19 protein-coding genes are annotated in these 25,991 nt (G+C 66.6%); 4 read left to right on the plus strand and 15 right to left on the minus strand.

The window, feature by feature from the left end:
- The first annotated feature begins 67 nt into the window (after positions 1–67).
- Both FNZ56_RS05890 and corA read left to right on the plus strand, forming a co-directional pair.
- Positions 68–1,210 (plus strand): lipoprotein N-acyltransferase Lnb domain-containing protein, encoded by a 1,143-nt coding sequence (locus FNZ56_RS05890; protein WP_185970810.1) that lies wholly within the window; start codon positions 68–70, stop codon positions 1,208–1,210.
- A 39-nt stretch (positions 1,211–1,249) separates the two neighbouring features.
- A complete protein-coding gene (gene corA, locus FNZ56_RS05895) occupies positions 1,250–2,254 on the plus strand; it encodes a magnesium/cobalt transporter CorA (RefSeq protein WP_143878943.1) in 1,005 nt (334 codons plus the stop codon).
- Positions 2,255–2,277: 23 nt separating this feature from the next.
- On the opposite strand, the gene FNZ56_RS05900 is transcribed toward corA, so the two are convergent.
- The 4 genes from FNZ56_RS05900 to FNZ56_RS05915 all read right to left on the minus strand — a co-directional run bounded on the left by FNZ56_RS05900 (position 2,278) and on the right by FNZ56_RS05915 (position 8,342).
- On the minus strand, positions 2,278–2,463 hold the full coding sequence (locus FNZ56_RS05900; RefSeq protein WP_143878944.1) for a hypothetical protein: 186 nt from the start codon (positions 2,461–2,463) through the stop codon (positions 2,278–2,280).
- A 49-nt stretch (positions 2,464–2,512) separates the two neighbouring features.
- Complete coding sequence (locus FNZ56_RS05905) at positions 2,513–3,754, minus strand: DUF819 family protein (RefSeq protein ID WP_143878945.1); 1,242 nt, start codon at positions 3,752–3,754, stop codon at positions 2,513–2,515.
- A 447-nt stretch (positions 3,755–4,201) separates the two neighbouring features.
- On the minus strand, positions 4,202–6,286 hold the full coding sequence (locus tag FNZ56_RS05910) for a S9 family peptidase (RefSeq protein WP_143878946.1): 2,085 nt from the start codon (positions 6,284–6,286) through the stop codon (positions 4,202–4,204).
- 37 nt (positions 6,287–6,323) lie between these two features.
- Entirely contained in the window at positions 6,324–8,342 is a 2,019-nt protein-coding gene (locus FNZ56_RS05915) for an OPT family oligopeptide transporter (RefSeq protein ID WP_143878947.1), read from the minus strand.
- A gap of 121 nt (positions 8,343–8,463) precedes the next feature.
- Here FNZ56_RS05915 and FNZ56_RS05920 point away from each other — a divergent pair, with 121 nt between their 5' ends.
- Positions 8,464–10,209 (plus strand): peptide MFS transporter, encoded by a 1,746-nt coding sequence (locus FNZ56_RS05920; protein ID WP_246064748.1) that lies wholly within the window; start codon positions 8,464–8,466, stop codon positions 10,207–10,209.
- Positions 10,210–10,245: 36 nt separating this feature from the next.
- Here FNZ56_RS05920 and FNZ56_RS05925 read toward each other — a convergent pair whose 3' ends face one another.
- The 7 genes from FNZ56_RS05925 to ssb form a co-directional block, all read right to left on the minus strand.
- Complete coding sequence (locus FNZ56_RS05925; protein ID WP_143878949.1) at positions 10,246–12,231, minus strand: alpha/beta hydrolase family protein; 1,986 nt, start codon at positions 12,229–12,231, stop codon at positions 10,246–10,248.
- A 62-nt stretch (positions 12,232–12,293) separates the two neighbouring features.
- Positions 12,294–14,303 carry an alpha/beta hydrolase family protein gene (locus tag FNZ56_RS05930; RefSeq protein ID WP_143878950.1) on the minus strand — a complete coding sequence of 670 codons (2,010 nt, stop codon included), beginning with the start codon at positions 14,301–14,303 and terminating at the stop codon, positions 12,294–12,296.
- A gap of 102 nt (positions 14,304–14,405) precedes the next feature.
- Entirely contained in the window at positions 14,406–15,305 is a 900-nt protein-coding gene (rfbD, locus tag FNZ56_RS05935; protein ID WP_143878951.1) for a dTDP-4-dehydrorhamnose reductase, read from the minus strand.
- On the minus strand, positions 15,302–15,856 hold the full coding sequence (gene rfbC / locus FNZ56_RS05940) for a dTDP-4-dehydrorhamnose 3,5-epimerase (protein ID WP_143878952.1): 555 nt from the start codon (positions 15,854–15,856) through the stop codon (positions 15,302–15,304). The genes rfbD and rfbC overlap by 4 nt, the downstream gene beginning before the upstream one ends.
- On the minus strand, positions 15,853–16,740 hold the full coding sequence (rfbA, locus tag FNZ56_RS05945) for a glucose-1-phosphate thymidylyltransferase RfbA (protein WP_143878953.1): 888 nt from the start codon (positions 16,738–16,740) through the stop codon (positions 15,853–15,855). The genes rfbC and rfbA overlap by 4 nt, the downstream gene beginning before the upstream one ends.
- Before the next feature lie 112 nt (positions 16,741–16,852).
- Positions 16,853–17,908 carry a dTDP-glucose 4,6-dehydratase gene (gene rfbB / locus FNZ56_RS05950; protein WP_143878954.1) on the minus strand — a complete coding sequence of 352 codons (1,056 nt, stop codon included), beginning with the start codon at positions 17,906–17,908 and terminating at the stop codon, positions 16,853–16,855.
- An 84-nt stretch (positions 17,909–17,992) separates the two neighbouring features.
- The gene (gene ssb / locus FNZ56_RS05955; protein WP_143878955.1) at positions 17,993–18,475 is read right to left on the minus strand and encodes a single-stranded DNA-binding protein; all 483 of its coding nucleotides are present in this window, start codon (positions 18,473–18,475) and stop codon (positions 17,993–17,995) included.
- A gap of 145 nt (positions 18,476–18,620) precedes the next feature.
- On the opposite strand from ssb, the gene FNZ56_RS05960 reads away from it, so the two are divergent.
- Complete coding sequence (locus FNZ56_RS05960; protein WP_143878956.1) at positions 18,621–19,619, plus strand: polyprenyl synthetase family protein; 999 nt, start codon at positions 18,621–18,623, stop codon at positions 19,617–19,619.
- A 3-nt stretch (positions 19,620–19,622) separates the two neighbouring features.
- On the opposite strand, the gene FNZ56_RS05965 is transcribed toward FNZ56_RS05960, so the two are convergent.
- From FNZ56_RS05965 to FNZ56_RS05980, 4 genes are all read right to left on the minus strand, one after another.
- Positions 19,623–20,420, minus strand: coding sequence for a dienelactone hydrolase family protein (locus FNZ56_RS05965; protein WP_143878957.1), 798 nt, complete (start codon positions 20,418–20,420; stop codon positions 19,623–19,625).
- Between the two features lie 179 nt (positions 20,421–20,599).
- Positions 20,600–22,024 (minus strand): UDP-N-acetylmuramoyl-L-alanine--D-glutamate ligase, encoded by a 1,425-nt coding sequence (gene murD / locus FNZ56_RS05970; RefSeq protein WP_246064750.1) that lies wholly within the window; start codon positions 22,022–22,024, stop codon positions 20,600–20,602.
- A complete protein-coding gene (murL, locus tag FNZ56_RS05975; protein WP_143878958.1) occupies positions 22,005–23,399 on the minus strand; it encodes a UDP-N-acetyl-alpha-D-muramoyl-L-alanyl-L-glutamate epimerase in 1,395 nt (464 codons plus the stop codon). The genes murD and murL overlap by 20 nt, the downstream gene beginning before the upstream one ends.
- A complete protein-coding gene (locus tag FNZ56_RS05980) occupies positions 23,396–25,981 on the minus strand; it encodes a bifunctional aspartate kinase/diaminopimelate decarboxylase (protein ID WP_143878959.1) in 2,586 nt (861 codons plus the stop codon). Before FNZ56_RS05980 ends, murL begins: the two co-directional genes overlap by 4 nt.
- Positions 25,982–25,991 lie beyond the last annotated feature (10 nt).

The raw sequence follows: 25,991 nt of genomic DNA on the forward strand, positions 1-25,991 counted from the left end.
AGCGCCCCTCATCCGCCCTTCGGGCACCTTCTCCCCGCGATGCGGGGCGAAGGGATTCGCGCGCTTGATGCTGGCATTTTTGTTGCTGCTGTCGCCGCTGTTCGCGGCCGCGGCGCCGCGCATCGGCGTGATGACCATGCAGCCGGGCGAGGTGTTCTGGGAACGCTTCGGCCATGACGCCATCGTCGTCGACGATCCGACGCGCGGCGAAGCGGTTTCCTACAATTTCGGCTTCTTCGATCCGGGCGAACCCGGTTTCGTCCGCAACTTCGTCGCCGGTCGCATGCGCTACGCGTTGGTCGCGCTGCCGTTGCGCGAAGACCTCTCCACCTATCGCGACGAAGGCCGTGGCGTGCGCCTGCAATGGCTGGACCTCTCGCCGGCGCAGGCGCAGTCCATCGCCGACGCACTGGAACACAACGCGCGACCCGAGAACTCTCGCTACCGCTACGACTATTTCCGCGACAACTGCGCCACCCGCGTGCGCGACGCCATCGACCGCGGGCTCGGCGGCCTGCTGCGCGAACGGCTCGTCGCCTCCTCGCGCGGGCTCACCTACCGCAGCGAATCCACGCGCCTCGCCAGTCCCGCGCGCTGGATGTGGCTGGGCTTCGAACTCGGGCTCGGGCCGAACGCCGACGTGCCGCTGTCGCGCTGGGACGAATCCTTCGTGCCGATGCGCTTCGCCGACAACCTGCGCGAAGTGCGCCTCGCCGACGGCCGCCCGCTGGTCGCCGCGGAGGAGCAGTTGCTGCCGCACCGCATCGCCCCGGAACCGGGCGAGCAATCGACCTCGTGGTGGCAGTACGCGCTCGCGGGACTCGCCATCGCGGCGCTCGTCCTGTTCGCCGCGAAGCGCCGGCCGCGGTTGCTCGCGGCGCTCGTGCTGCCGTTCTGGCTGCTGTGCGGCATGGTCGGTGCGCTGCTGCTGTACCTGTGGCTGGGCACCGAACACTGGGCGGCCTGGGCCAACCACAACCTGCTGCTGCTCGATCCCGCGTGCCTGTTGCTGCTGCCGGGCGGCTGGGCGCTGGCCCGCGGCCGCCGGCCGGGGCGCCTGTTCGCATGGACGCTGCTCGCGGTCGCGCTGCTGGCGTTGGGCGCGCTGGCGCTGGCATGGCTGCAGGTGCGCACCCAGCAGAACATGCGCTGGATCGTGCTGCTGCTGCCGATCCACCTCGCCTTGTTCGCGGCGCTGCGCCGCCGCTGAACGCTTGCCGCGCGCCGCGCCGGCGCGCACGATTGCGCGATGGATACCCATCATCGCCACGAATCGCTGCCCGCATGCGTGGTCAACTGCGTGGTGTACGACCGCGCCGGCCATCGCCGCGACATCGGCCTGGACGCGATCAGCGACGTGCTGGCCACCGACGACGGCAGCTTCGTCTGGGTCGGCCTGTACGAACCCGAGGACGCGCTGCTGGACAAGCTGCAGGAGGAATTCGGCCTGCACGACCTCGCGGTCGAGGACGCGCAGAACGCGCACCAGCGCCCGAAGCTGGAAAGCTACGGCAGTTCGCTGTTCCTGGTGCTGCACACGGCGCAGCTCAGCGACGGGCACGTGCGTTTCGGCGAAACCCACATCTTCGTCGGCGCGCACTTCCTCATCACCGTGCGCCATGGCGCGTCGGAATCGTATTCGCAGGTGCGCAAGCGCTTCGAACGCGAGCCCGAGATGCTGGCGCTCGGGCCGATCGCCGCGCTGTACGGCATCCTCGACTTCGTCGTCGACAACTACGAACCGATCGTCGAGGACTTCCGCCACGCGCTGGATTCGCTCGAGCACGAAGTGTTCGCGGAAACCTACCGGCGCGACACCATCGTGCACCTGTACGAGCTGAAGAAGGAACTGACGCAGATGCGGCTGGCGGTGGCGCCAGTGCAGGACATCGTGGCGCAGGTGACGCGCACGCCGGTGCTGCCGTTCAGCGAGGAAGCCAAGCTCTACCTGCGCGACGTGCAGGACCACGCGGTGCGGTTGAACGAATCCATCGATACCCTGCGCGAGATGCTGACCGCGGCGATGGGGGTGAACATGTCGCTGGCCACCATCGGCCAGGGCGAAATCGTGAAGAAGCTCGCCGGCTGGGCCGGCCTGCTCGCGGTTCCCACGCTGTTCGCCAGCTGGTATGGGATGAACTTCAAGCACATGCCCGAGTTCGACCACCCGCACGCCTACCCGGTGCTGATCGGCATCGTGCTGGTGGTGTGCGTACTGCTGTACCGCTATCTGCGCAAGGTGGGCTGGCTGTAACGCCGGCGCTGCATCGCCACGCGTCAGCGCGAGTGCGCGTTGTCCCAGCTGCCCTGGTTGCGGCGGCGGTCGCGGCCGCTGCGGCGGTCGTCCTTGTCCAGTTCGAAACGGATCTCGTGCCGACGATCGCTGCTCGTACGACGATCCCTGCCCTTGCGCCGATCCGGGCCCTGGTAGGGCAACCCCGTCCTGTCTTCGAAATGGAGCATGTCGAACTCCCCGGCGTGCGTCGCCGTCTTACCCTGCACAACGCGATGTTCAGCCGGCACCGGCCAGATGCCGCAGCATCAGCCCGGTCAGCCAGGCCAGCACCGTTCCGGTCGCGTAGCCGAGGGTCCCGAGCAGGGCCCCGACCGGGGCCAGCGCGGGATGGAATTCCGATGCCACCACCGGGGCCGAGGCCGGGCCACCGATGTGGCTCATCGAGCCGATGGTGAAGTAGAAGACCGGCGCACGCAGCAGCCGCGCCACCAGCCACAGCAGTACGGCATGGATCGAGAGCCAGGCTACGCCGAGCAGGAACAGGTCCGGTCGGTCGAGCAGCGCGAACACATCCATCTGCATGCCGATGCAGGCGATCAGCACGTACAGCAGCAGCTGGCCGATGTTCGACGCACCCGCGCCTTCGAGGCGACGCGCCCCGGTGAAACTCAATCCCAACCCGATCGCGGTGGAGATCGCGATCACCCATACGAACGGCTCGGCGAGTCCCATCGACTTCGCCCACGCGGCATTCGCGCCCAACCACGCCGACCACGGGCCCGCGACCGCATGCGCCAAGCCGACCGCGCCGAAGGCGATGCCGACGATCAACATCAGGTCGGCGAGGCTTGGGATGCGCGCGTGCTGTTCGCGGTAGGACGCAAGACGCTGGCGCAGATCGTCCAGCGCACGCGTGTCCGCGCCCGTGCGGTTGTCGATGGCTGCCGCGCGCGGGGCGAGGAAGATCAACAACGCCATCCACACATAGGCCACGCCCACGTCCACGACCGCGAACCGGCCGAAGGTGGTCGCGTCGACGTGGAAGATCTCCTTCATCGCCAGCATGTTGGCGCCGCCGCCGATCCAGCTGCCGGCGAGCGCGGCCATGCCGGCCCAAGTATCGCCGGCGACAGTGGCCGGATGCGCCGCGCGGAACAGCAGGAACGCGCCGAACGCACCGAGCATCACGCTGGCGGACGTGGCGACGTACATCGCGACCAGCTTCCAGCCCAGCCGCGCGATCGCGCGCAGGTCCACCGACAGCGTCAGCAGCACCAGCGCGGCGGGCAGCAGCACCCGGCTGGCGACCGGGTTGTAGAGCTGCGAATGCTGGCCGTCGATCAGGCCGAAGCTGTTGTACAGCCCCGGCAGCAGGTAGCAGAGCAGCAACGGCGGCACGACCGAATAGAACCTCTTCAACGCCGGCCGCTGCGACGACGCAGTCCAGAACACCGCGCCCAGCGTCGCCGCGATCAGGCCCAGCACGACGATGTCGTTGGTGATCAGCGGGGTTGCCATTTCACCTTCCCTGTAGGAGCGGCTTTAGCCGCGACCAGTCACCTCACTGCTCGCGCTTGAAAGGAACCGATGCGCGATCACCACGTTTCCCAGACTCGATCGGTTCTTACCGGAATTCCAATCATCGATGCAACCGAGTTCCTCAAGTCCATGAGGACTTTGGTTGCCTGTTTGCGCCGGCCTAGATCATCCGACAAGAAATCCCTCTCGAGATTCCCGATTTCCATCCTCTTGCTTTCGATGAAAGGATCCTGGTTTTCCCATGAAACGAAATCATCCCACTCGAGCGGATATTCCATGCGATCGTCGATGAATCTGTCGATGATATCGACGAGACTTTCCTTCGTGCCGACCCGATTTCTGCGCATGTGGACATGCGAAGAGTACTTCAAGAAGTTCTTAATGAACTTCATTGCCGACTCGGATCGACTGTAGAAAAGTCGACGATCACTCGCCGATATGCGCCTTCAACCAGGCATTCACCGTGTCGTGCCAGAGCAGGCTGTTCTGCGGCTTCAGCACCCAGTGGTTCTCGTCGGGGAAGTACAGGTACTTCGACTCGATGCCCTTGCGCTGCAGCGCGGTGAACGCCGCGATGCCCTGCTCCACCGGGATGCGGAAATCCTGCTGGCTGTGCACGATCAGCATCGGTACCTTCCAGTCCTTGACATGCAGGATCGGGTTGAACTTCTCGTAGCCCTGCGGGTTCTCCCACGGCGTGCCGCCGTTCTCGTGTTCGGAGAACCACAGTTCCTCGGTGGCGTAACCCATCATGCGATTGTCGAATACGCCATCGTGGGCGACGATGCACTTCCACGGCGAGTTCCAGTTGCCCGCGATCCAGTACGCCATGAAGCCGCCGTAGCTCGCGCCGAGCGCACAGGCCTTGTCGCCATCGAGGAACGGATACTGCTTCAGCGCCGCGGCCCAGCCCTTCTGCAGGTCCTCGAGCGGACGGTCGCCCCAGTGCTGCGAAATCGCATCGGTGAAGGCCTGGCCGTAGCCAACGCTGCCGTGGAAATCGACCATCACCACCGCGTAGCCCTGCCCGGCGTAAGTCTGCGGATTCCAGCGATAACTCCAGCCGTTGCCGAAGCTGCCCTGCGGCCCGCCGTGGATCAGGAACGCGACCGGATATTTCTTGCCGGGTTCGTAGTTCCAGGGCTTCACCACGTAGCCGTGCACGATCTCGTTGTTCCAGCCCTTGAACGAAAACTGTTCGAAATCGCCCCAGGCCACGTCCTTGAGCATGTCGCCCGCACTCGGCGTGATCGCGCGTTGCGCGCTGCCGTCGGCCGCGGCGGAGAAAATCTCGTCGCCGGTCTTCATCGTGTTGCGCGCGAACACCAGCGTCGGGCCGGCGATGCCGAATTCGCCGACGGTGCCGTCGCCAACCACCTGCGTCGCCTTGCCGCTGGCGATGTCGACCGCGAACAGCGGCTGCTGGCCCATGTCCTCGGCGGTGGTGTAGATGGTCTTGCCGTCGGCGGACAGCGTGATGCCGTTCGCGGAACGGTCCCAATCCGGATCGATCTCGCGCGTCTTGCCGGTCGCGAGGTCCATCGCCATCAGCGCGAAGCGGTCGGCCTCGAATCCGGGCACCTTCATCGCGCGGTAGTACAGCGTCATGCCGTCGTGCGAGAACACCGGGCCCGCATCCCAGGCCTTGTTCGCTTCGGTGAGATTGCGCGCGGTGCCGCTGCCGTCGCTATTGGCCAACCAGATATCGAAGTTGGTCGACCAAGGCTCGCTGCGATCGGACGTGCGCGCGCTCATCGCCAGTTGCTTGCCATCGGGCGACCAAGCGAGATCGGACAGGTCGCCGAAAGGTTTCGACGGAATGTCGCCGTTCACGCCGCCGCTGACCAGCACCGCGGTTTTCGCCGGCGTCTTCGTATCCGCCGGCACCACGAACACGCGATTCAGCGTGCCGTCCGCCCACGTGTCCCAGTGGCGGATGAACAGGTGGTCGAAGATTTTTCCGCTGGCCTTGCCGTTCGCTTTCGCCTGCGCGTCCTGGCGTTGCTTGGTGCACGCCAGCGCATCGGCATCGGCGCTGTCCACGCAATCCGGGAATGCGGTGGATGCGACCGCGATGCGGGTTCCATCCGGCGACAGCTTGAACGCGGCGATGTCCTGCGCCAGGTCGGTGAGCTGCCTTGGCGCACCGCCCGCGGTCGGCATCGAATACAGCTGCGAACTGCCGTTCTTCGCGCTGAGGAAATACACGGTGGCGCCATCCGGCGAGAACGCCGGCGAGTTCACGTTCCAGCCATCCGGCGTGAACTGCTTCGGCGGCGCCGCGTCGCGCGCGAACAGGTCTTCGATCCACAGCGAGGTGCTGGCGCGGTTCGCGTCGAAATCGACGACGCGTTTCGCAAACACCAGCTTGCGCCCGTCCGGCGACAGCGTCGACGACGAATAGCGATCCATGCGGACCATGTCGCTGGCCTGGAATCCGTGCGCAGCCTGCGCGGCGGGAACGATGGCGGCGGACAGCACGATGGTGAGTAGCGTGTGGCGAAGATTCATTTCGACTCCGGCATTGCGAACGGATGGAAAACGCGGATCAGGCGGACGCGCGGCGCGCCTGCCCTTCGACCCAGCGGTACAGCAGGAAGATCGCGACGACGAACGCGACGCCGCCGATCCACACCGCGGGTCCGGACGCGAACGCGTCGCCGACCAGCGTCATGTCGAACAGGTTGAAGGCGACGATGCCGGCGATCACCACGCCGACCAGGCCTTCGCCGACGATCATCCCGGAAGCGAGCAACACGCCGAGCTGCTTGGTGGTTTCCGGCTTGGCGCTGCGTTCGGCGCGCTTGTCGTACCACGCGCCCACCAGCGCGCCAACCACCACCATCAGCACCGCCGAAGTCGGCAGATAGATGCCAAGGCCAACCGCGAGCGGCGACAGGTGCGCCTTGTCGTTCGTCGCCTTGCGCAGCACCACGTCGAGCACGATCAGCACCACGCCGATACCGGCGCCGATTTCGATCAGGCTCCAGTCGATGTTGTTCTGGATCACGCCCTGCGCCAGGGTCGAGATCAGGCCCGCCTGCGGCGCGGGCAAGGCCTTGGTCGGATCCACGCCGGGCACGCCGGCGAAACCGTAGGCCTTGTTGATCAGCTCCAGCACCGGCGGGATCACCGCAGCACCGGCGAGCACGCCGACCAGCAGCGCCCATTGCTGTTTCGACGGCGTGGCGTCGACCAGTTGCCCGGTCTTGAGGTCCTGCAGGTTGTTGTTGGCGATGGCGGCAACGTTGAACACCACCGCAGTCACGAACAACGCGAACGCGATCAGGCCCTTTTCGTGGCCCGGGCCGAGCATCGGCTTGATCGCGAGCAGCAGCAGCGCGGCGCCGATGACGACAAGGATGCCGATGCCAGAGAGCGGGCTGTTCGATGAACCGATCAGGCCGGCCATGTAGCCGCAGACCGCGGACACGAGGAAGCTCATCACCACGCAGTACAGCAGGCCGCCGATCACCAGCGGCCACAGTTGCGCGCCGAGGCCGCTGCTGTTCGCGAGGTGGCCGAACAGCCACGCGATCGGCACGAAGCTGATGAGCGAGATCGCGCCGACGACGCCGATGGGGATGTCGTGCTCGGTGCGCGGCAGCATGTGCAGGTTGCCGCCCTTGCGCGCCTTGGACGCGGCGAATGCCGACGACAGTCCGCCGATCACCGGCTTGACCAGTTTCAGCAGGCTCCAGATCGCGGCAAGACCGATCGCGCCCGCACCGATCAGGCGCACCTTGTCGTGGTACGGGCCATCGACGAATGCGGCCGGATTCGCCAGCGCCGCGGCCTGCGCGGAGGCGTCCAAATGCGAGAACAATTCCGAGGTGTAGTGCGGCACGCCCCAGGCCCAGGCGATCAGCGCGCCTAGCAGCATCGCCACGCCGACCCAGAAGCCGACGAGGTGGCCGACCGCGAACAGCGCCATCGACAGCGCCAGGTCGAACCCGCTCATCGCCCCGCGGTCGTTGACCTTGAAATAGCTGGTGACGCTGGCAGCGAAGACCTTGGTCGCGACGATCACCGCGAACACCGCGGACACGATCGAACCCCACACCACCACGCGCAGCCCGGCCTTGCTTTCCTCCACGCCGCTCGCGTCGTCGCCGCTGCCGACCTTCAGCACTTCGGCGCAGGCCACGCCTTCGGGATACGGCAGATCGGAACCGGTGACCAGCGCGCGCCGCAGCGGGATGGAATACATCACGCCGAGCACGCCGCCGAGCAGGCAGATCAGGAACGATTCCCAGAACGGGAAGCCGGTCCACCAGCCGATCATCACCAGCCCGGGCAACACGAAGATGATCGACGACAGCGTGCCCGCGGCCGAGGCCACCGTCTGCACGATGTTGTTTTCCTGGATGGTCGAATCCTTGAACGCGCGCAGCAGCGCCATCGAGATCACCGCCGCGGGGATCGACGTGGCGAAGGTGAGGCCCGCCTTCAAGCCGAAGAACACGTTGGCCGCGGTGAAAGCCACGGTGATGACGACGCCGAGCGCGAGGCCGCGCCAGGTCAGTTCGGTGCGCGGTTCGGCCACTGGCCTGTGCTGCTCGTTCATCCATCGACTCCGGGCAAGGGAACCGGGACACGCTACGGGCTGGCCGGGGGCAAGTCCAGTGCGGAAAGCCCGAATACGAGGCCGCTGGCTATACTCCGCCGACCTCGTCCGGGAGCCACTCGTGTCCGTCACCGCCTACAGCGAGATTCCCTCCCGCGAGGACTTCCTCGGCCACCCCAAGGGCGTCTACGTCTGCTTCTTCACCGAGATGTGGGAACGCTTCTCGTTCTACGGGATGAAGGCGCTGCTGCTGCTGTACCTGCTGCAACACCACAAGTTCGGCGACCGCATCGGCCTCGATATCCTCGGTGCCTATGGCGGCCTGGTGTACTGCATCCCGGTGTTCGGCGGCATCCTCGCCGACCGCTACCTCGGCATGCGCAAGGCGGTGGTGTTCGGCGGCTTGCTGCTCTGCCTCGGCCACCTCGGCATGGCGATCGAGGGCGATACGGCGCGGACGGTGAACGGCGCCGTCGAGCGCGATACCGGCGCGCTGTACGTGTTCTATTTCTCGCTCGCGCTGATCATCATGGGCGTGGGTTTCCTCAAGCCCAACATCTCCACCATCGTCGGCAAGCTGTACGCGCCCGACGACGCGCGCCGCGACGCCGGCTTCTCGCTGTTCTACGCCGGCATCAACCTCGGCGGCCTGCTCGCGTCGATCGTCTGCGGCTACCTCGGCCAGACCTTTGGCTGGAGCTGGGGTTTCGGCGCCGCCGGCATCGGCATGCTGCTCGGCCTCGGGCAATTCCTGTGGGGCCAGAAATACCTGCACGGCCACGCGGAACCGCCGCGCCCGATCGCGCGTTCGACCGAATGGAAGATCTACCTCGCCGCGATTGCCGGGCTGGTGCCGGTCGCCGGCCTGATGTGGATGGTGGCGAACAACGTGATGCGCCTGCCGGGCGATATTTCGCCTGCGCTGGGGCTGATGATCGTGGTGATGCTCGGCGTGCTGGCGTGGTTCCTGTGGTTCCTGCTGCGCCAGTGCACGCCGGTGCAGCGCGGGCAGATGACCGCGCTGATGGCGATGATCTTCATGTGCCTGGTGTTCTTCACCCTGTATGAGCAGACCTACGGCAGCTGGGTCACTTTCACCGACCGATTGCTGACCAAGGACATCGTGCCCTCGCTGGTGATCCGCGAAGGCACGCCGTGGCCGTGGTCGAGCATCGCGCTGGTGCTCGCGCCGGGCGCGTTCATGGTGTCGGCGTGGTGGTCGGATCGCGATCCGCGCTCTTCGTCGCCGCGGCTGTTCTTCGCCGCCGCCTGCGTGGCGATGATCGTGTTCATCGGCCGCGATGTACTCGTGCTGCCGCAGACCGCAAGCTCGCTCACCTACCTGCCGGGACCGTTCATCCTGCTGCTCGCGCCGCTGTTCTCGATGCTGTGGAACTGGCTGGAGAAGCGCCACGCCAACCCGAGCAAGCCGGCGAAGAGCGCCTACGGCCTGATGTTCGGCGGACTCGCCTTCATCCCGATGGCCATCGCCGCGCAACACGCCGGCGCAACCGGGCAGATGGCGAGCGTGTGGTGGCTGGTGCTCGCCTACTTCGTGCTCGAAGTCGGCGAGATGTGCATCTCGCCAGTCGGCCTGTCGGCGGTGACGCAGCTTTCGGTGCCGCGCGTGACGAGTTTGATGATGGGAACCTGGTTCCTCGCCACCGCGTTCTCGGAAACGCTGGCCGCGCTGTTCGGCAAGATCGCCGCGATCGACGTGCCCGACGGCGCGACGCTCGACTTCGCCAGCGCCGGCGCGAAGTACGCGCACCTGTTCTGGCTGATGATGTGGATCGGGCTTGGTTGCGGCGTCGCCGCGCTGCTGCTCGCGCCGCTGCTGCGGCGGATGATGCACGGGGTGCGTTGACCGGGCCGGCATTCGCCGGCCCGGCGTGCACGCGGATTACTTCGAAGCCGCCGCGCGGCTGCCGGCGCCGATGTACTTGTCGAAGAAGGCCAGCATCTTGGTGTACAGGTTGAGCTGCGCGTCCTCCGCGTAGAAGCCGTGCATCTCGTTCGGTTCGAGGATCACTTCCTCGGCCGGGTGCCCAGCGGCCTTCAGCGCGTCGCGCATCGCCGCTGTCTGTTCAGGTGGCGCACGCTCGTCCTTGAGGCCGGCTGCGAGGAACACGGGCACCTTGATCCAGTCGGCCAGCATCGCCGGCGAGCGCGCATGCAATTGCGTTTCGTCGGTACCGATGGTGCGACGCAGGTAACGCTTGCCCGATTCGCGCTCCGAAACGTCGCCCTCGTGGTACATCATGTCGAGGTCGTAGACGCCGGCATAGCCGACTGCGCACTTGTACAGGTCGGGCTCCTTGGCGACGCCCATCAGCGATGCGTAGCCACCGTAGCTGCCGCCGTAGATGCAGATGCGCGACGGATCCGCGTAACCCTGCGCCGCGACCCAATGGGTGACGTCGGTGAGGTCGTCCTGCATCTTCGCGCCCCATTCGCCGTGGCCGCGGTCCTCGAACGCCTGGCCGTAACCGCCAGAACCGCGGTAGTTCAACTGCACGACCAGGTAGCCGCGGCTGGCCAGCAATTGCGCTTCGCCGTTGAAGCCCCAATCGTCGCGTATCCCGATCGGGCCGCCGTGCGGATTGATGATGGTGGGCAAGCCCTTGCCGCCGCCTGGCGGCATGGTCATGTAGCCGTACAACGTGAGCCCATCGCGTGCCTTGAACGAGAACGGGATGGTCTTGGCCATGCGCGCGGGATCGATCTGCGGCGCGCCCTTCATCAGGAACCGCACCGATCCGGAATCGCGGTCGAACAGGTACAACTGGCCGGGATCGGTGTCGCTGCGCACCGACACGACGATCTTCTTGCCGTCGAGCGTCGCGCTGGTCAGGTCCACGAGCTCGCCGGGGAATGCCTTGCCCAGCGATGCGTATACCGCGACATCGGGGTTGTTCGCTTCGACCATTTCGACGTGGGGGCCACCGGCCGCGGTCACGACCGCCAGCACCGTGCTCGCATCCGACGCCACCACGAATTCCGACGGCGAAGCGGCCGGATCGGCGTACAGGCTCTTGAAGCTGTCCGTCGCCGGATCGAGCAGGCCGAATTCCTCCGGCTTGCCCGCATCCGACGACAACGCATAGATCCTGCCGTCCGCCGCGGTCCCCATCACCGTCACCTGGCGGGAATCGTCGCGCTTGCCGAGCAGCGTCCAGTTGCCGTCGTCGCCGCGCCGGTACAGCTCGGAATGCTGCTTGTAATTGCCCGCGTCGTCCTTGTCGTCGCTGCAGTTCGCGTACCTGGGCTGGCGCTTCTCGTCGAGGATCATGGCGCAGTTGTCGCGTGGCGCCCGCGCGAGCTCATTGCGGCGACCGGTGAGCGCATCGAGCGAAACGACCTGGTTCCGTCCGCCCGGGGAATTCTCGACGATCTGCATGATCGCGTTGCCTTCGCCCGCAGGGTTCGGATCGAGCATCTCGAAGACCTGGCCGTAGTGCACCATCCGGTTGCGGCCGGTGTTGGCGTCGGACGAATAACTCACGAGCGTGCGCGGGTGCCCGCCGTCCGCATCCATCGCATACCACGCCCCGGTGCCGAACGGCGCCGCGAGCGAACCGAAGTTCTTGGTCGAGGTGTACATCAGGCGGTTCGATCCCACCCAGTAGAAAGCGCCGACGCTTTCCCCGCCGGTCAGGCGCGTGATGCGGATCACCTTCATGTCCTGCAGGGTGAGGACCGCAAGCACCTTCTGCGCTTCCTGCTGCATGGCCAGGGCGAGGAAGCGGCCATCCGGCGAAATCTTGGCCGTGCTGTATTCGGGGTGGTGGATGAAATCCCGGATCGGCAAGGGCTCGTCGGCCATCGCGGGCGTTGCGGTCATCGTCGCGGCGAACAGCGCGGCGATCGCAAGGAAACGTGGTGCCATTGGAATCGGTTCTCCCTTCGTGATCCGTGTGGTCGGGCCGGGGCGCTGTGCGTCCCGTTCCGTCAATGCGTGGTTGCCGCCGGCGCCGTTGCGGCGGTGGCGCCACCGCCGATGTTCCTGCCGAGGAAATCGAGCAGCTTGTCGTAGAACTGGACCTGGTGCTCCGTCGTATAGAACCCATGGCCCTCGGTGCGGATGTACAAGGTCTCCACCGGCACGCCGGCATCGCGCAGGGCCTTCTCCATCCGTTCGCTGTGCTCGATCGGGGCACGCTCGTCTTCCCCGCCGGCCGCGAGGAACACCGGGACCTTGATCCGCGCGGCCTCGTTCACCGGCGAGATCGCGTCGAGCCGCGATGGTTCCCCGATCCAGTCGTGCATGTAATTGCGCCCCGATTCGAGTTCGCGCGTGTCGCCCTTGCTGAACATCAGCGGCAAGTCGTACACGCCGACGTAGCCGGCCGCGCACTTGTAGAGCGTTGGTTCCTTCGCTACGCCTTCGAGCGCCGCATAGGCGCCATAGCTGGCGCCGTAGATGCAGATGCGCTGCCGATCGGCGATGCCCTGCCCGATGGCCCAGCGCGTGGCGTCGGTGATGTCGTCCTGCATTTTCCCGCCCCATTCCCGGGCACCGGCTTGCGTGAACGCGCGGCCATAGCCGGACGAACCGCGGAAGTTCACCTGCAGGACCGCGTAGCCGGCGGCCGCCAGCATCTGCGGTTCGATTCCGAAACCCCAGTTGTCCCGTTCGAAGAACGGGCCGCCATGCGGCAAGACCACCATCGGCAGGCCATTGCCGTTGCTGCCGTGCGGAATGGTCAGGAAACCGTGCAAGGCCAGCCCATCGCGCGCCTTCAGCTCGACAGGGCGCATTTCGGACATCCCGGCGGGATCGACCCAGTCGCGGCGGGCGAGCACGAAATCCGCTTTCTTGTTGACGGTGTCGAACAAATAGAAACTGCCTGGATCGCGGTCGCTGCTGACTTGTACCAACGCCAATGCCCCGTCGCTGGTCGTTGACGTGATCGCCACGGTATTGCCCGGGAACGCGGCTTCGAGGCTGCGGTACAGGCGCGCCGCATCGCCCGCATCATCGAAGAAAGCCGTATGCGGCTTGCCGCCTGCGATGAACGCACCCACCGGGGATGCATGCGCTTTTCCGAGGGCCCCGATGATCCGACCCGGATCCCCGACCGGGTCGCGCAGCACGGTCTTCCTGCTGCCGTCGGTGGTATCGAATGCGACGATGGAGTCGGGGCCGGAAGGCTGTTCGACCTGCAGGTAGGCGTAGCGGTTGTCGGGCGAAAAACCCAGCGGGATCTCGATGTGGTCGCTGGCCGCTTCGTTGTTGAGCTCCTTCCAGTCCGCGGTCTTGGTCCAGTCGGACGCATCGGCTGCGCGGTAATACAGCTTGTTGACGTTCTGCAGGTCACTGCCCCACGCGAAACGGACCACGCCCTTGCCATCGGCCAGGTAATCGGCATTGCGCACCGGCGAACGCGCCACCGGAACGCGCTTCCCGTTGTAAACGTCCATCTTCTCGGCACGATTGAAGGTATCGCCGGAAAATGGTCGCGCCAGGATCAGGACGTTCTTGTCGTCATCGGGCAGTCCGTCGATGAGGAAGGCCGCGATCATTTCCGCTTTCTTGGTCTGGATGTGCGTGCCGGTGCTCATCACGTTGACGTCCTGGCCGACCAGGATGTCCTTGCCGCTGCCATCGGCGTTCATGGCGTAGAGGTTGCCGGTGAGCCGCGGCTCGTCCAGCCCGCCGAACTTGCGCGCCGTGCCGAACACCACCCTCTTGTCGTTGACCCATTCGAAATCGGCGATATAGGTGTTCTTGCCCAGGCCGAAGCCGCCCATCACCTTGTTGTCCGCGCGGTTCAGGACTACCAGGATGGAATTGTCCTCGGACGGCACCGTTGCGGCGTAGTATTTTCCGTCGGGCGAAATCTTGATCTGGTCGAAGCTGTCGGGCTTGACGTACTGCGCGACGTTGACTTGTGCGGCGGACGCCGCGACAGGCGCAAGGACGATCGCCAACGCGATCGCGAATGAGCGAAATGCCATGGATTGGATCCCCCGTTATGCCGGCGCCGCTTCCGTGCGTCCCCACGACTCCACGTCGCGCCAGCGCCTAGGATACTGCGCGAAAGCCCGGATTTCGTGGAATCAGTCGCGTTCCAGCACATCGAGCGCGCGGGCCAGCCCCTCGCGCCAGTCCGGCAGGACGATGCCGAAGTCGCGCTGCAGCCGCGTCGTGTCCAGCACCGAATACGCCGGCCGCGCCGCCGGGGTCGGGTAGTCCGCGGTGGAAATCGCCTCGACCTCCGGCGCGTGCGGCAACAGGCCGCGCTCGACCGCGCCGGCAAGGATCGCCTCGGCGAAGCCATGCCAACTCGTCTGTCCGCCCGCGGTCAGGTGCCAGGTGCCGGACGCGCGCGATGGATGCGCGATGACCTGCGCCGTCGTATCGGCGATCAGGGCCGCGCAGGTCGGCGTTCCGACCTGGTCGGCGACCACGCGCAGGCGGTCGCGTTCGGCGCCGAGGCGCAGCATGGTGAGCAGGAAGTTCTTGCCGCGCGGCGCATAGACCCACGCGGTACGCAGGATCACGTGGTCGGCGCCGCTGGCGCGCACGGCCTCCTCGCCGGCGAGTTTGCTTTCGCCGTACACGCCCAGCGGCGAGGTCTTGTCGTCCTCGCGATACGGCCGCTTGCCGCAGCCGTCGAATACGTAGTCGGTGGAGTAATGCACCAGCCGCGTTCCGCGACGCGCGCAGGCTTCGGCAATCGCGCGCGGCGCTTCGGCGTTGGTGCGGAACGCGGCATCGCGTTCGCTTTCGGCGCGATCCACCGCGGTCCAGGCGGCGGCATTCAGCACGACGTCCGGTGCAATGCGTTCGACCATCGCGGCGAGCGACGCGGGTTCGTCGAAGTCCGCGGTTTCGCACGCACCGCCATTCGAAAGCCGGCCATCGCGCGTCGCCGCGACCACGTCGCCCAGCGGCGCGAGGCTGCGCCGCAGCTCGAAGCCGACCTGGCCGTTGGCGCCGAGCAGCAGCAGTTTCACGCGAAGGTCGGCAGGCGCCCGGGCGCGATGTCGTCGAGGAACGGTGCGCCCGCGTCCTTCGCCGAGAGGATCGGCTCGGCGACCGGCCAGTCAATCGCGAGTCGCTCGTCGTTCCAGCGCACGCCGGCATCGGTGTCGCGGTCGTAGGTGGCCGTGCACAGGTAGGTGAACAGCGCGGTTTCGCTGAGCACGACGAAGCCGTGGGCGAAGCCTTCCGGGATCCAGAAGTGGCGCTTGTTCTCCGCACTGAGCACCGCGGCGGCCCACTGGCCGAAGGTCGGCGATCCGCGGCGGATATCGACCGCCACGTCCCAGACCTCGCCCTCCAGCACCGACACCAGCTTGCCCTGCGGCTTCGGCCACTGGTAATGCAGGCCGCGCAGCACGCCGCGCGCGGAACGCGAGACGTTGCCCTGCACGAAATTCGGCGCGAGGCCGTGCGCGGCGAGCTTGTCGTGGTTGAAGGATTCGTAGAAGAAACCGCGCTCGTCGCCGAACACCTGCGGTTCCAGCAGCAGGCAACCGGGCAGGTCGGTCTCGACGACCTTCATGCGATGCGACCGTGCTCGAGCAGGGCGAGCAGGTACTGGCCGTAGCCGTTCTTCGCCAGCGGCGCGGCCAGGTCGCGCAGCTGCGCTTCGTCGATCCAGCCGTTGAAGAACGCGATTTCCTCCGGGCAGCACACGCGCAGGCCCTGGCGCTTCTCGATGGTTTCGATGTAGGTCGAGGCCTCGACCAGCGATTCGTGCGTGCCGGTGTCGAGCCAGGCGAAGCCGCGGCCCATCTTCTCCAGGTGCAGCGAACCATCCTCAAGGTAGCGGCGGTTGAGGTCGGTGATCTCCAGTTCGCCGCGCGGCGAAGGCTCGAGCGACGCGGCGAAATCGCTGGCGCGGCCGTCGTAGAAATACAGGCCGGTGACGGCGTAGTTCGATTTCGGCTGCGCGGGCTTTTCCTCGAGGCCGACCACTTTCCCGGTCGAATCGAATTCGGCGACGCCGTAGCGCTCCGGATCGCGCACCCAATAGCCGAACACGGTCGCGCCGGTGTCGCGCTCGTTCGCGCGTTGCAGCAGTTCGGTCAGGCCGTGGCCATAGAAGATGTTGTCGCCGAGGACGAGGCAGCTCGGCCGTCCGGCGAGGAATTCGCGGCCGATCAGGTAGGCCTGCGCGAGGCCGTCCGGGCTCGGTTGCGCGGCGTATTCGATCTGCATGCCCCATTGCGAACCGTCGCCGAGCAGGTGCTTGAACAAGGCCTGTTCGTGCGGGGTGTTGATCACCAGCACTTCGCGGATGCCGGCGAGCATCAGCACGCTCAGCGGGTAGTAGATCATCGGCTTGTCGTACACCGGCAGCAGCTGCTTGCTGATCGCCTGGGTGATCGGGTACAGCCGGGTGCCGGAACCGCCGGCGAGGATGATGCCGCGCCTTTCTGTCATTTCGATTCCTTCAAGAGCGCTTTTGACGCGGATCAAAGCGGATTGACATATTAAAAGCCCTCATCCGCGCATATCTGCCCTGATCCGCGTCGGATGCTCTGTATGTACGATCTCAGGCACCTTGCCCGATGCGTTCGAGGCGATAACTGCCGTCGAGCACGCGCTGCACCCACGCCTGGTTGTCGAGGTACCAGTCGATGGTTTCGGCGATGCCGCGCTCGAAGCTGTATCGCGGTTCCCAGCCCAGTTCGTCGCGCAGCTTGGACGCGTCGATGGCGTAGCGGCGGTCGTGGCCGGGGCGGTCGGCGACATAAGTGATCTGCGATTCGCGCTTCGCCCCGTCCTCGCGCGGGCGGCGCTGGTCGAGCAGCGCGCAGATCGCCTTCACCACCTCGATGTTCTGCTTTTCGGAATTGCCGCCGACGTTGTAGGTCTCGCCAACGCGCCCCCCCGCGAGCACCGTGCGGATCGCCTCGCAATGGTCGGTAACGAACAGCCAGTCGCGCACCTGCTTGCCGTCGCCGTAGACCGGGAGCGGTTCGCCGGCCAGCGCCTTGGCGATGACCAGCGGGATGAGTTTTTCCGGGAAGTGGTACGGGCCGTAGTTGTTGCTGCAATTCGTCGTCAGCACCGGCAGCCCGTAGGTGTGGTGGAAGGCACGCACGAGGTGGTCGGACGCGGCCTTCGACGCGGAATACGGCGAATTCGGCGCGTACGGCGTGTCCTCGCGGAACTTGCCGGTGTCGCCGAGCGTGCCGTAAACCTCGTCGGTGGAGACGTGCAGGAAGCGGAAGTTTTCCTTCGCTTCGCCTTCGAGCGACTTCCAGTAATCGCGCGCGCATTCGAGCAGGGCCAGCGTGCCGACCACGTTGGTCTGGATGAACGCGGCCGGGCCGTCGATGGAACGATCGACGTGGCTTTCCGCGGCGAAATTGACGATCGCGTCCGGGCGATGTTCGGCCAGCAGCCCGGCGACCAGCTCGCGGTCGCCGATGTCGCCGTGCACGAACACGTGGTTCGGGTTGTCGTCCAGCGGCGCGAGCGTGTCGCGGTTGCCGGCGTAGGTCAGCGCATCCAGGTTCACCACCTTGATGCCGTCGCCGACCGCGCGCAGCACGAAATTCCCGCCGATGAAACCGGCTCCGCCGGTGACCAACCACGTAGGCACGTATACGACTCCTGTCTTGGCGCGAGCCCCCTCCCGCCGGGAAAAAACGAAGCGGGCAGAAGCCCGCCTCGGCACCACCTGGGTTCAGAACGGAATGTCGTCGTCGAACGGCACGTCGTCGAAGCCCGCCGACGGCGCCGGAGCCGAGGAACGCGACGGCGCGGGTTCACGGCGCTGGGCCGGGGCCGGGCGCGAGCCGCGCTCGTAATTGCCTCCGCCGCCGCCTTCGCCACGACCGCCGAGCATCTGCATCTCGTTGGCGATGATGTCGGTGGTGTAGCGCTCGACGCCGTTCTTGTCGGTGTACTTGTCGGTGCGCAGCGAACCTTCGATGTAGACCTGCGATCCCTTCTTCAGGTAGTCGCCGGCGATCTCGGCGAGGCGGCCGAAGAACTTTACCCGGTGCCACTCGGTGCGTTCCTGCGCCTGCCCGGTCTGCTTGTCCTTCCACTGTTCGGAAGTCGCGACCGAGATGGTCGTGATCGTGGTCCCGCCCTGGGTCGCCTTCACGTCCGGGTCGTTGCCGAGGTTGCCGACCAGGATCACCTTGTTGATGCCGCGTGCCATGTGCATTCCTTGATGTGCCGTCCGGATGCGGACGACAGGCATTCGATTATACCGGCCGCTTCCGCGGCACCGGCCGATGCCGCGCCGCAGGCCCGGAAATCTCCGAAACCCGCCATAATCGCGCTTTCGCATCAATGGCTTGCCGATGGATTCGACCGCCGGACCGCGCACCCTGCCCGACCTCCCCGCGATCCAGGCGCTGGCGCGCGAGGACATGGCCGCGGTCGATGCGCTGATCCGGCGCCGGCTCGCCTCCGACGTGGTCCTGGTGAACCAGGTCGCCGAATACATCGTCGGCGCCGGCGGCAAGCGCCTGCGGCCGATGCTGCTGCTGCTCGCGGCGCGTGCGCTCGGGCATCGCGGACCGGACGCGCACCAGCTCGCGGCGGTGGTCGAGTTCATCCACACCGCGACCCTGCTGCACGACGACGTGGTCGACGAATCCGACCTGCGTCGCGGCCGCCGCACCGCGAATGCGGTGTTCGGCAACGCGGCCAGCGTGCTGGTCGGCGACTTCCTGTATTCGCGCAGTTTCCAGCTGATGGTCGAACTCGATCGGATGGAAGTGATGCGCATCCTCGCCGACACGACCAACCGGATCGCCGAAGGCGAAGTGCTGCAGCTGCTGCACGTGCGCAACCCGGACACCGATGAAGCCGCCTACCTGCGCGTGATCGAGCGCAAGACCGCGGTGCTGTTCGCCGCCGCCACGCGACTTGGTGCGCTGCTGGCCGGAAGCGATGCCGCGACCTGCGATGCGTTGCACGATTACGGCCTCAACCTGGGTTATGCGTTCCAGATCGCCGACGACGTACTCGACTACGCCGCAGATGCCGCGACCATGGGCAAGAACCTCGGCGACGATCTCGCCGAAGGCAAGGCCACGCTGCCGCTGATCCATGCGATCGCGCATTCCGACGACGCAACGCGCACGGTGTTGCGGGACGCAGTCGAACACGGCGACATCGGCGCGATGCCGCAAGTGGTCGCGGCGATCCGCGCCACCGGCGGACTCGATTACAGCCGCGCCCGCGCCCGCGCTTTCGCCGACAAGGCGACGCGCGCGCTCGACAGGCTGCCCGACAACGAAGCGATGGCTGCGCTGCGCGGCCTCGCCGTGATCGCGGTCGAACGCGACCGCTGATCGCTACTTCTTCTTCGCCAGGGCATAGCCGAAGCGTTCGGCGAAGAACACCTTCATCATCCGCTCGCCGCGGCGCATCGCCAGTTCGTTGTAGACGCAGCCCGGCGGGTTGTGCGCCTCGGGCAGCGCGAAGCAATGCACCGCGCCGCTGAAGTTCACGAACTGCCAGTCCACGCCGGCATCGGTCATTTCCTTCTGGAACGCGGGCACGTCCTTCGCCACGTAGCTGTCGTCGGCGCCGTTCAACACCAGCAGGCTGGGCTTGAAGTTTCCCCGCGCCGCCGGTTTCGTCGTGTCCAGCGCACCGTGGAAAGTGACCACCGCGGCGAGATCGGCGCCGCTGCGCGCGAGTTCCAGCGCGGTCGCGCCGCCGAAGCAGTAACCGACCGCGCCGATTTCGCGCAGGTCGATGGGCGCGTTCGCGGCCTGCGCGCGCAACACCTCCAGCGCCTTGTTCGCACGCGCGCGCAACACATTGCGATCCGCGTACAGGCCCTTGACCTGCGCCATCGCCTCATCGTCGGTCTTCGGGCGCACGCCCTTGCCGTAGACATCAGCGAGCAACACCACGTAATCGCGCCCGGCGACGTGCTCGGCCTTGGCCACGGCGTTGTCGCTGACGCCCTTCCAGTCCGGAACCATCAGCACGCCCGGGCGTTTCGCGGACGTTGCGTCGTCGTAAACCAGGAAGCCGCTGAAGGCCTTGCCGTCCAGTGTCCATTCCACTGGCTTCGCCTGCATTTTCGCAAAGACGGGCGCGGTGGCGAACAGCAGTCCGATGGCGAAAATGATCCGGCGCATGGCGAAGTCCTCGTGGAGAATGCGGATACGCTACGCCCGAAGCGTTGCGCAGGCGTGAATCGTCTCGAATCGTCATCCCGGCGCTGCTTTTGACAGCCGAATGGCTGTCCAACGCGGGACCCAGCGTCTTTGCCCTGATCACGAAAGACGCTGGATGCCCGCCTGCGCGGGCATGACGGCTATGCGATCCCCATACCCGCAATGCCCGAGATCGAGTCGGGATCGAAGCCGGCGAGTTCGGCGAAATGCCGTCCGCGCGCCACGTAATCGCGGTACAGGCCGAAGCTGGGCGCGCCCGGCGACAGCAGGACCACGCCGCCATCCGGCAACGCAGCACGCGCCTGCGCCAAGGCGTCTTCGAGATCGCGCGCCTGCGACAGCGCGAATCGCCCTTCCGCCGCCATCGGCGACAACAACGCATGGATACGATCGCCGTTCTGCCCGGCGACACCGTGGCCGAGGGTCACGATCGCGTGCGGCGCGCGTTCGTGCATCGCATCGGCGAATTCCTCCCAGGGCAGGCCGCGGTCGTGGCCGCCGACCAGCACCGCGACCTGGCGATGCGCATACAACGCCAGCGCCGCGAGCGTCGCGTGCGGCGTGGTGCTGATCGAATCGTTGACGTAGCGGATGCCGTCGCGTTCGCCCAGCGGCTGCAAGCGATTCGGCAAAGGTTGGAACGAAGCCGCATGCGGCGCGAGCGACACCGCGTCCAGCCCGAAGGCTTCAAGCGCGGTCAGCACCGCGCAGAGATTGCCGCGGTTGTGGCGACCGGGAAGGGGCAGCGACGAGGTGTCCATCACGAACGCATCGCCGCGATGCAGCGCGTCGCCGCGCAAATGCCAGCCGCGTGCGTGGCCGTACCAGTGGATCTCGCTGTCGGGCAATGCGAGCGCGGCGAGCACCGGATCTTCGGCGTTGAGCACGGCGATCTGCGGCTTCGCTTCGGTCAACAGCGCCAGCTTGTCGTCGACGTAACGTCGCTCGCTGCCGTGCCAATCAAGGTGTTCAGGATGGATGTTGGTAACGACGGCGATACGCAGCCGCGCGCCGGAGTCGGCGACATCGCGGGTTTGGTAGCTCGACAATTCGATCGCCCATGCGTCGGCGGATTCGTCGATCAGTTCCAGCAATGGCAGGCCGATGTTGCCGGCAAGCGCGGTGCGCAAGCCGGCCGCGCGCAGCAGGCGCGCGAGCAATGCGGTGGTCGTGCTCTTGCCCTTGGTGCCGGTGACGCAGAACGTGCGCGCCATTGTGCCATCGTCGGCATGTTCGGCGAACCACAGCGCGGTACCGCCGATGAAACGCGTGCCGCGTTCGGCGGCAAACACGGCTTCCGGCTTGTACGGACTGATGCCGGGCGACTTGATGACGACATCGAACGCGGACAAGGCTCCGCCGGTCGCTTCGCGTTCGACCGACAACAACGGATCGTTCAACGCCGCCGCACCCGCCGATTCGGTCTCGCTACAGAACAACGCCAATGGCTGTTGCGGAAGTCGCGCGCGAATCGCGTGGTAGGCAGCACGGCCTTCGCGGCCCCAGCCCCAGAGCGCGACGCGCTTGCGCGCGAGCGAGGCGATGTCAGGCCGCGAAGCGCGCACGCAGGCGTTCCCACAGCGTGGGCGGAATCCGATATTCCTCGTCGTCGAGCGCGAGCAGCGGTTCGATCCGCAGTTCCGCGGCGTCGAGCTGCGGCGCGATCTCGCGCGCGAAGCGTTCCACCAACGCGTCCTCGCGCCATTCCGGGCGTTGCGCCAGCGCCGCCATCGCCGCGCGCGATTCGCGACCCTCGCCCACGCATTCGAACGGCTTGTGGTCCTGGTATTCGAGCAGCGCGTCGTAGCCGGCAACCTGATCGGGATCGTCGAGCAGGTTGCGGCCGAAGATCGCGGTCAGGCGCGGCTTGGGCATGAACGGCGCCAGTGCGAGGAACACGAAATGGCATTTCGGGCAGACCCCGCACCAGCGCGCGGCCGGGCGTTCGCCGAGCAGGTGGAAGTTGCGGTTGCAGCTGGAGAACCACGCGTCGTAGCGATCGCTTTTCGCGAACTGGCGCGCGACCGCGAGCTCCGACAGCGGCCGCAGCAGCGAGTAGTAGCGAAGATCGGACGCGATATTCCGCTGCACATGATCGCCGAACGCGGATTCGAATGCCCAGCCCTTGGACCACTGGTGGTTCACTTCGCCGGTGCCGGGGATGATCGAACCGTAGCTGGCCGAGCGTTCGTTCGAGAATACGACCTGGTCGAAACCGAGCAGCACCGCCGCGAACACCAGGATCGCGGAATTCACCGCGGTGACCGGGATATGTCCGTTCCACGCGCCCTGGCGGTTGTATTCGAACAGCTGCGGCGCGAGCTGGCGACCGATGTTGAGCGTGGGCAATCCGGTACGCGCGGCGCAGGCGGCGATCAGTTGCGAACCGCCGATCCACGTCACGGTCTGCTCGACGCCGAGTTCGCGCAGCGCCTCGATGCTGACCAGCGAATCCTTGCCGCCGCCGATGGCGACCAGCGCGTGTTCGCGCAGGCCGATATTTTCGGCCCCCTCTCCCGCCCTTCTGGCACCCTCTCCCTCAGAGGGGAGAGGGGAAGAAGCCGGAAATTTGATCCGGCCGTGCAGGTTCAAGCCATTGCGGTAGGCGAATTCGCCAAGACCGTGCACATAGAGATCTTCAAGCAACGCGGCGGTGTCGGCGTCGATGGCATAGCCGTCGATGCGGATTTCCTTTGGCACCGCGGCTTTGTAATAGCTGACGCCGGCGACGAGGTGCAGCAGGCGCAAGGCGCGTTCGGCCGCGGCGGCGCGTTCGCCGTCGAGTGCGAACGGCGCGCCCGGCACGACCACGGTTTCGACCAGCTCCGGGCCGTCGTCGTAGGCATAGGCGAGTTGCGCGATGCCGGTCCGCGCGTCGAAATCGCAGCGCACGAAACGGAAGACGCGGATCGCGTCGCGATTGAAAGTCCAGTCGTTCATTCGACAATGTCCTCTGCCGGCAACGCCCGCAGGTTGTATTCGCTGGCCATGCTGGAACCGTAGGCACCGGCATCGGCGACCAGCATCGTGTCGCCCGGCGCGGTGGCTCGCGGCAGGCGGCGATCCTTGCCGAACAGGTCGCTGGACTCGCAGATCGGGCCGACGATGTCGAACATCGCTTCGTCCGTATCGTCCAGGCGGCTGAGATTCGCAATGTCGTGCCAGGCGTCGTAGAGCGCGGGGCGGATCAATGCGTTCATGCCGGCGTCGAGGCCGACCCGGCGCACGCCGTCCTTTTCGACGACTTGGGTTGCATGCGCGAGCAGCACGCCGGCTTCGGCGACGAGGAAACGTCCAGGCTCGATCGCCAGCTTGAACGCCGGGTGCAGGTGCTTCATTTCCGCAAGACCTTCGGCCCAGGCATCGAGGTCGAACGCTTCCTCGTCGGCGCGATAGGGAATCGGCAGCCCGCCGCCGATGTCGATGGTGTCGACGCTCCCGATGCGGCGCGCGAAGCCGGCAAGTTCGTCCAGCATCGCCTTCCAGTGGCCGCCGTTGTCGATGCCGCTGCCGAGGTGCGCGTGCAGGCCGGTGATGGCGATGCCGAGCGAACGCGCGAGGTCGACGAATTCGTCCACGCGTTGCGCGGGCAGGCCGAACTTGGCTTCCTTGCCACCAGTGCTGACCTTCTCGTGGTGGCCGTCGCCGTAGCCGAGGTCGACGCGCAGCCACAGCGCGCGCCCGCGGAACGCCTCCGGCCAGTTGCGCAGCAGTTCCACGTTGTCGACGGTGACGGTGACGCCGCGTTCGAAGGCGGTGCGGTATTCGTCGATGGGCGCGAAGCTGGGCGTGAACAGCACGCGTTCGGCCGCGAGTTCAGGCAATGCGTCGAACACGCGCTCGAGTTCGCCTTGCGACACGCACTCCAGGCCGAAGCCTTCGGCGACCAGCTCGCGCAGGATCGCCGGATGCGGATTCGCCTTGATCGCGTAGTAGCGGCGGTCGATGGCATCGATGGCCGAGAGCTGCCGCGCGCGTTCGCGCACCGTCGGCAGATGGTAGACGTAGCGCGGCGTGTTCTTTTCCGCCAACGCGAGCAGGCGTTCGCGCTCAAAGCGCCACCACGGCGCTGCGCGCTGCGGCGCGCCGTGCAGCAGCGTGCGCCAGCTCGGGCCGAACACGTCGGCATCGTGCACCGGCATCGCGCCGCCGCGGATCAGCTCCGCGTGCAGCAGCGGAACGAGGCCATCGGCATCGGCTTCGTCGACGACGAAGGTGAGGTTGAGGTCGTTCGACGACTGCGAAATCAGGTGCACGCGCTCGCGCCCGAACGTGGCCCAGATGTCGGACAGGCGGTGCAGCAGCGAACGCATGCCGCGGCCGACGAGCGTGATCGCGGCGCAAGGCGCGATCACCTTGACCCGGCAGACTTCGGCGAGGTCCTGCGACAGTTTCGCCAGCACGTCGGTGCTGACCAGGTTGTCGGAAGGATCGAGCGACACGGTGACGTTGGTTTCCGAGGAACCGATCAGGTCCACCGACAGGCCGTGGCGGCGGAAGCGTTCGAAGATGTCGGCGAGGAAGCCGACCTGCTGCCACATGCCGATGCTTTCCATCGACACCAGCACGATGCCGTTGCGGCGGCTGATCGCCTTGACGCCCGGCACCGCGGCGACGCTGGCGTCGATGCGCGTGCCCGGCAATTCCGGGTTGGACGTATCGAGGATCGCCATCGGCACGCCGCCGTCGCGGCAGGGCGCGATGGAACGCGGATGCAGGACTTTCGCGCCGGTGGTGGCGATTTCCTGCGCTTCGGCGTAATCCAGCCGCGCGAGCAGGCGCGCGTCGGGCACCTCGCGCGGATTGGCGCTGAACATGCCGGGCACGTCGGTCCAGATTTCGACGCGGCGCGCGCCGAGCAACGCGCCGAAATACGCGGCCGAGGTATCCGAACCGCCGCGCCCGAGGATCGCGGTGCCGCCGTCGTCGTGGCGCGCGATGAAGCCCTGTGTCAGTAGCATCCGCGTCGGTTGTTCGGCGAAACGCGAACGCAGCGCGTCGTCGCCGTCGTGCGCGCAGTTCACCGACAGGCGCAACGCCCAGTCGCTCTGGTTCGGCATCGCCAGCGCGCGCAGCCAGTCGCGCGCGTCGCACCAGCCGAAGTCGAGTCCCCGCGAACGCAAATACGCCGCGCCGAGCGTGGACGAGAGCAATTCGCCCTGCGCCAGCACTTCGGCCTGCCATGCGAGCGGGCGCGATACCGCGCGCGGATCGTCGCGCAACGCTTGCAGCGCACGCAGGCGTTCGCCGAGCGCAACGTCGGGATCGAGCCCGAGTTCGGCGCAGAACCCGCGGTGGCGTTCGATCAGCGCGGCGACGCGGCCGGCGATGTCGTCCCCGTTCGCAATGGCCTGCAGTTCGTTGGTCACGCCCGACAGCGCCGACACCACGACCAGCACGCGGCCTTCGCCGGCGCGCGCGGCGGCGATGCGGCCGATTTCGTCCCAACGCTCGCGTTTCGACACCGAAGTGCCGCCGAACTTGAGCACGGTCCAGGAAGCGTCGGCGGGACGGGCGGGCATAGAATCCGGG

It is taken from the genome of Lysobacter lycopersici, assembly GCF_007556775.1.
Classification (GTDB): Bacteria; Pseudomonadota; Gammaproteobacteria; order Xanthomonadales; family Xanthomonadaceae; genus Pseudoluteimonas; species Pseudoluteimonas lycopersici.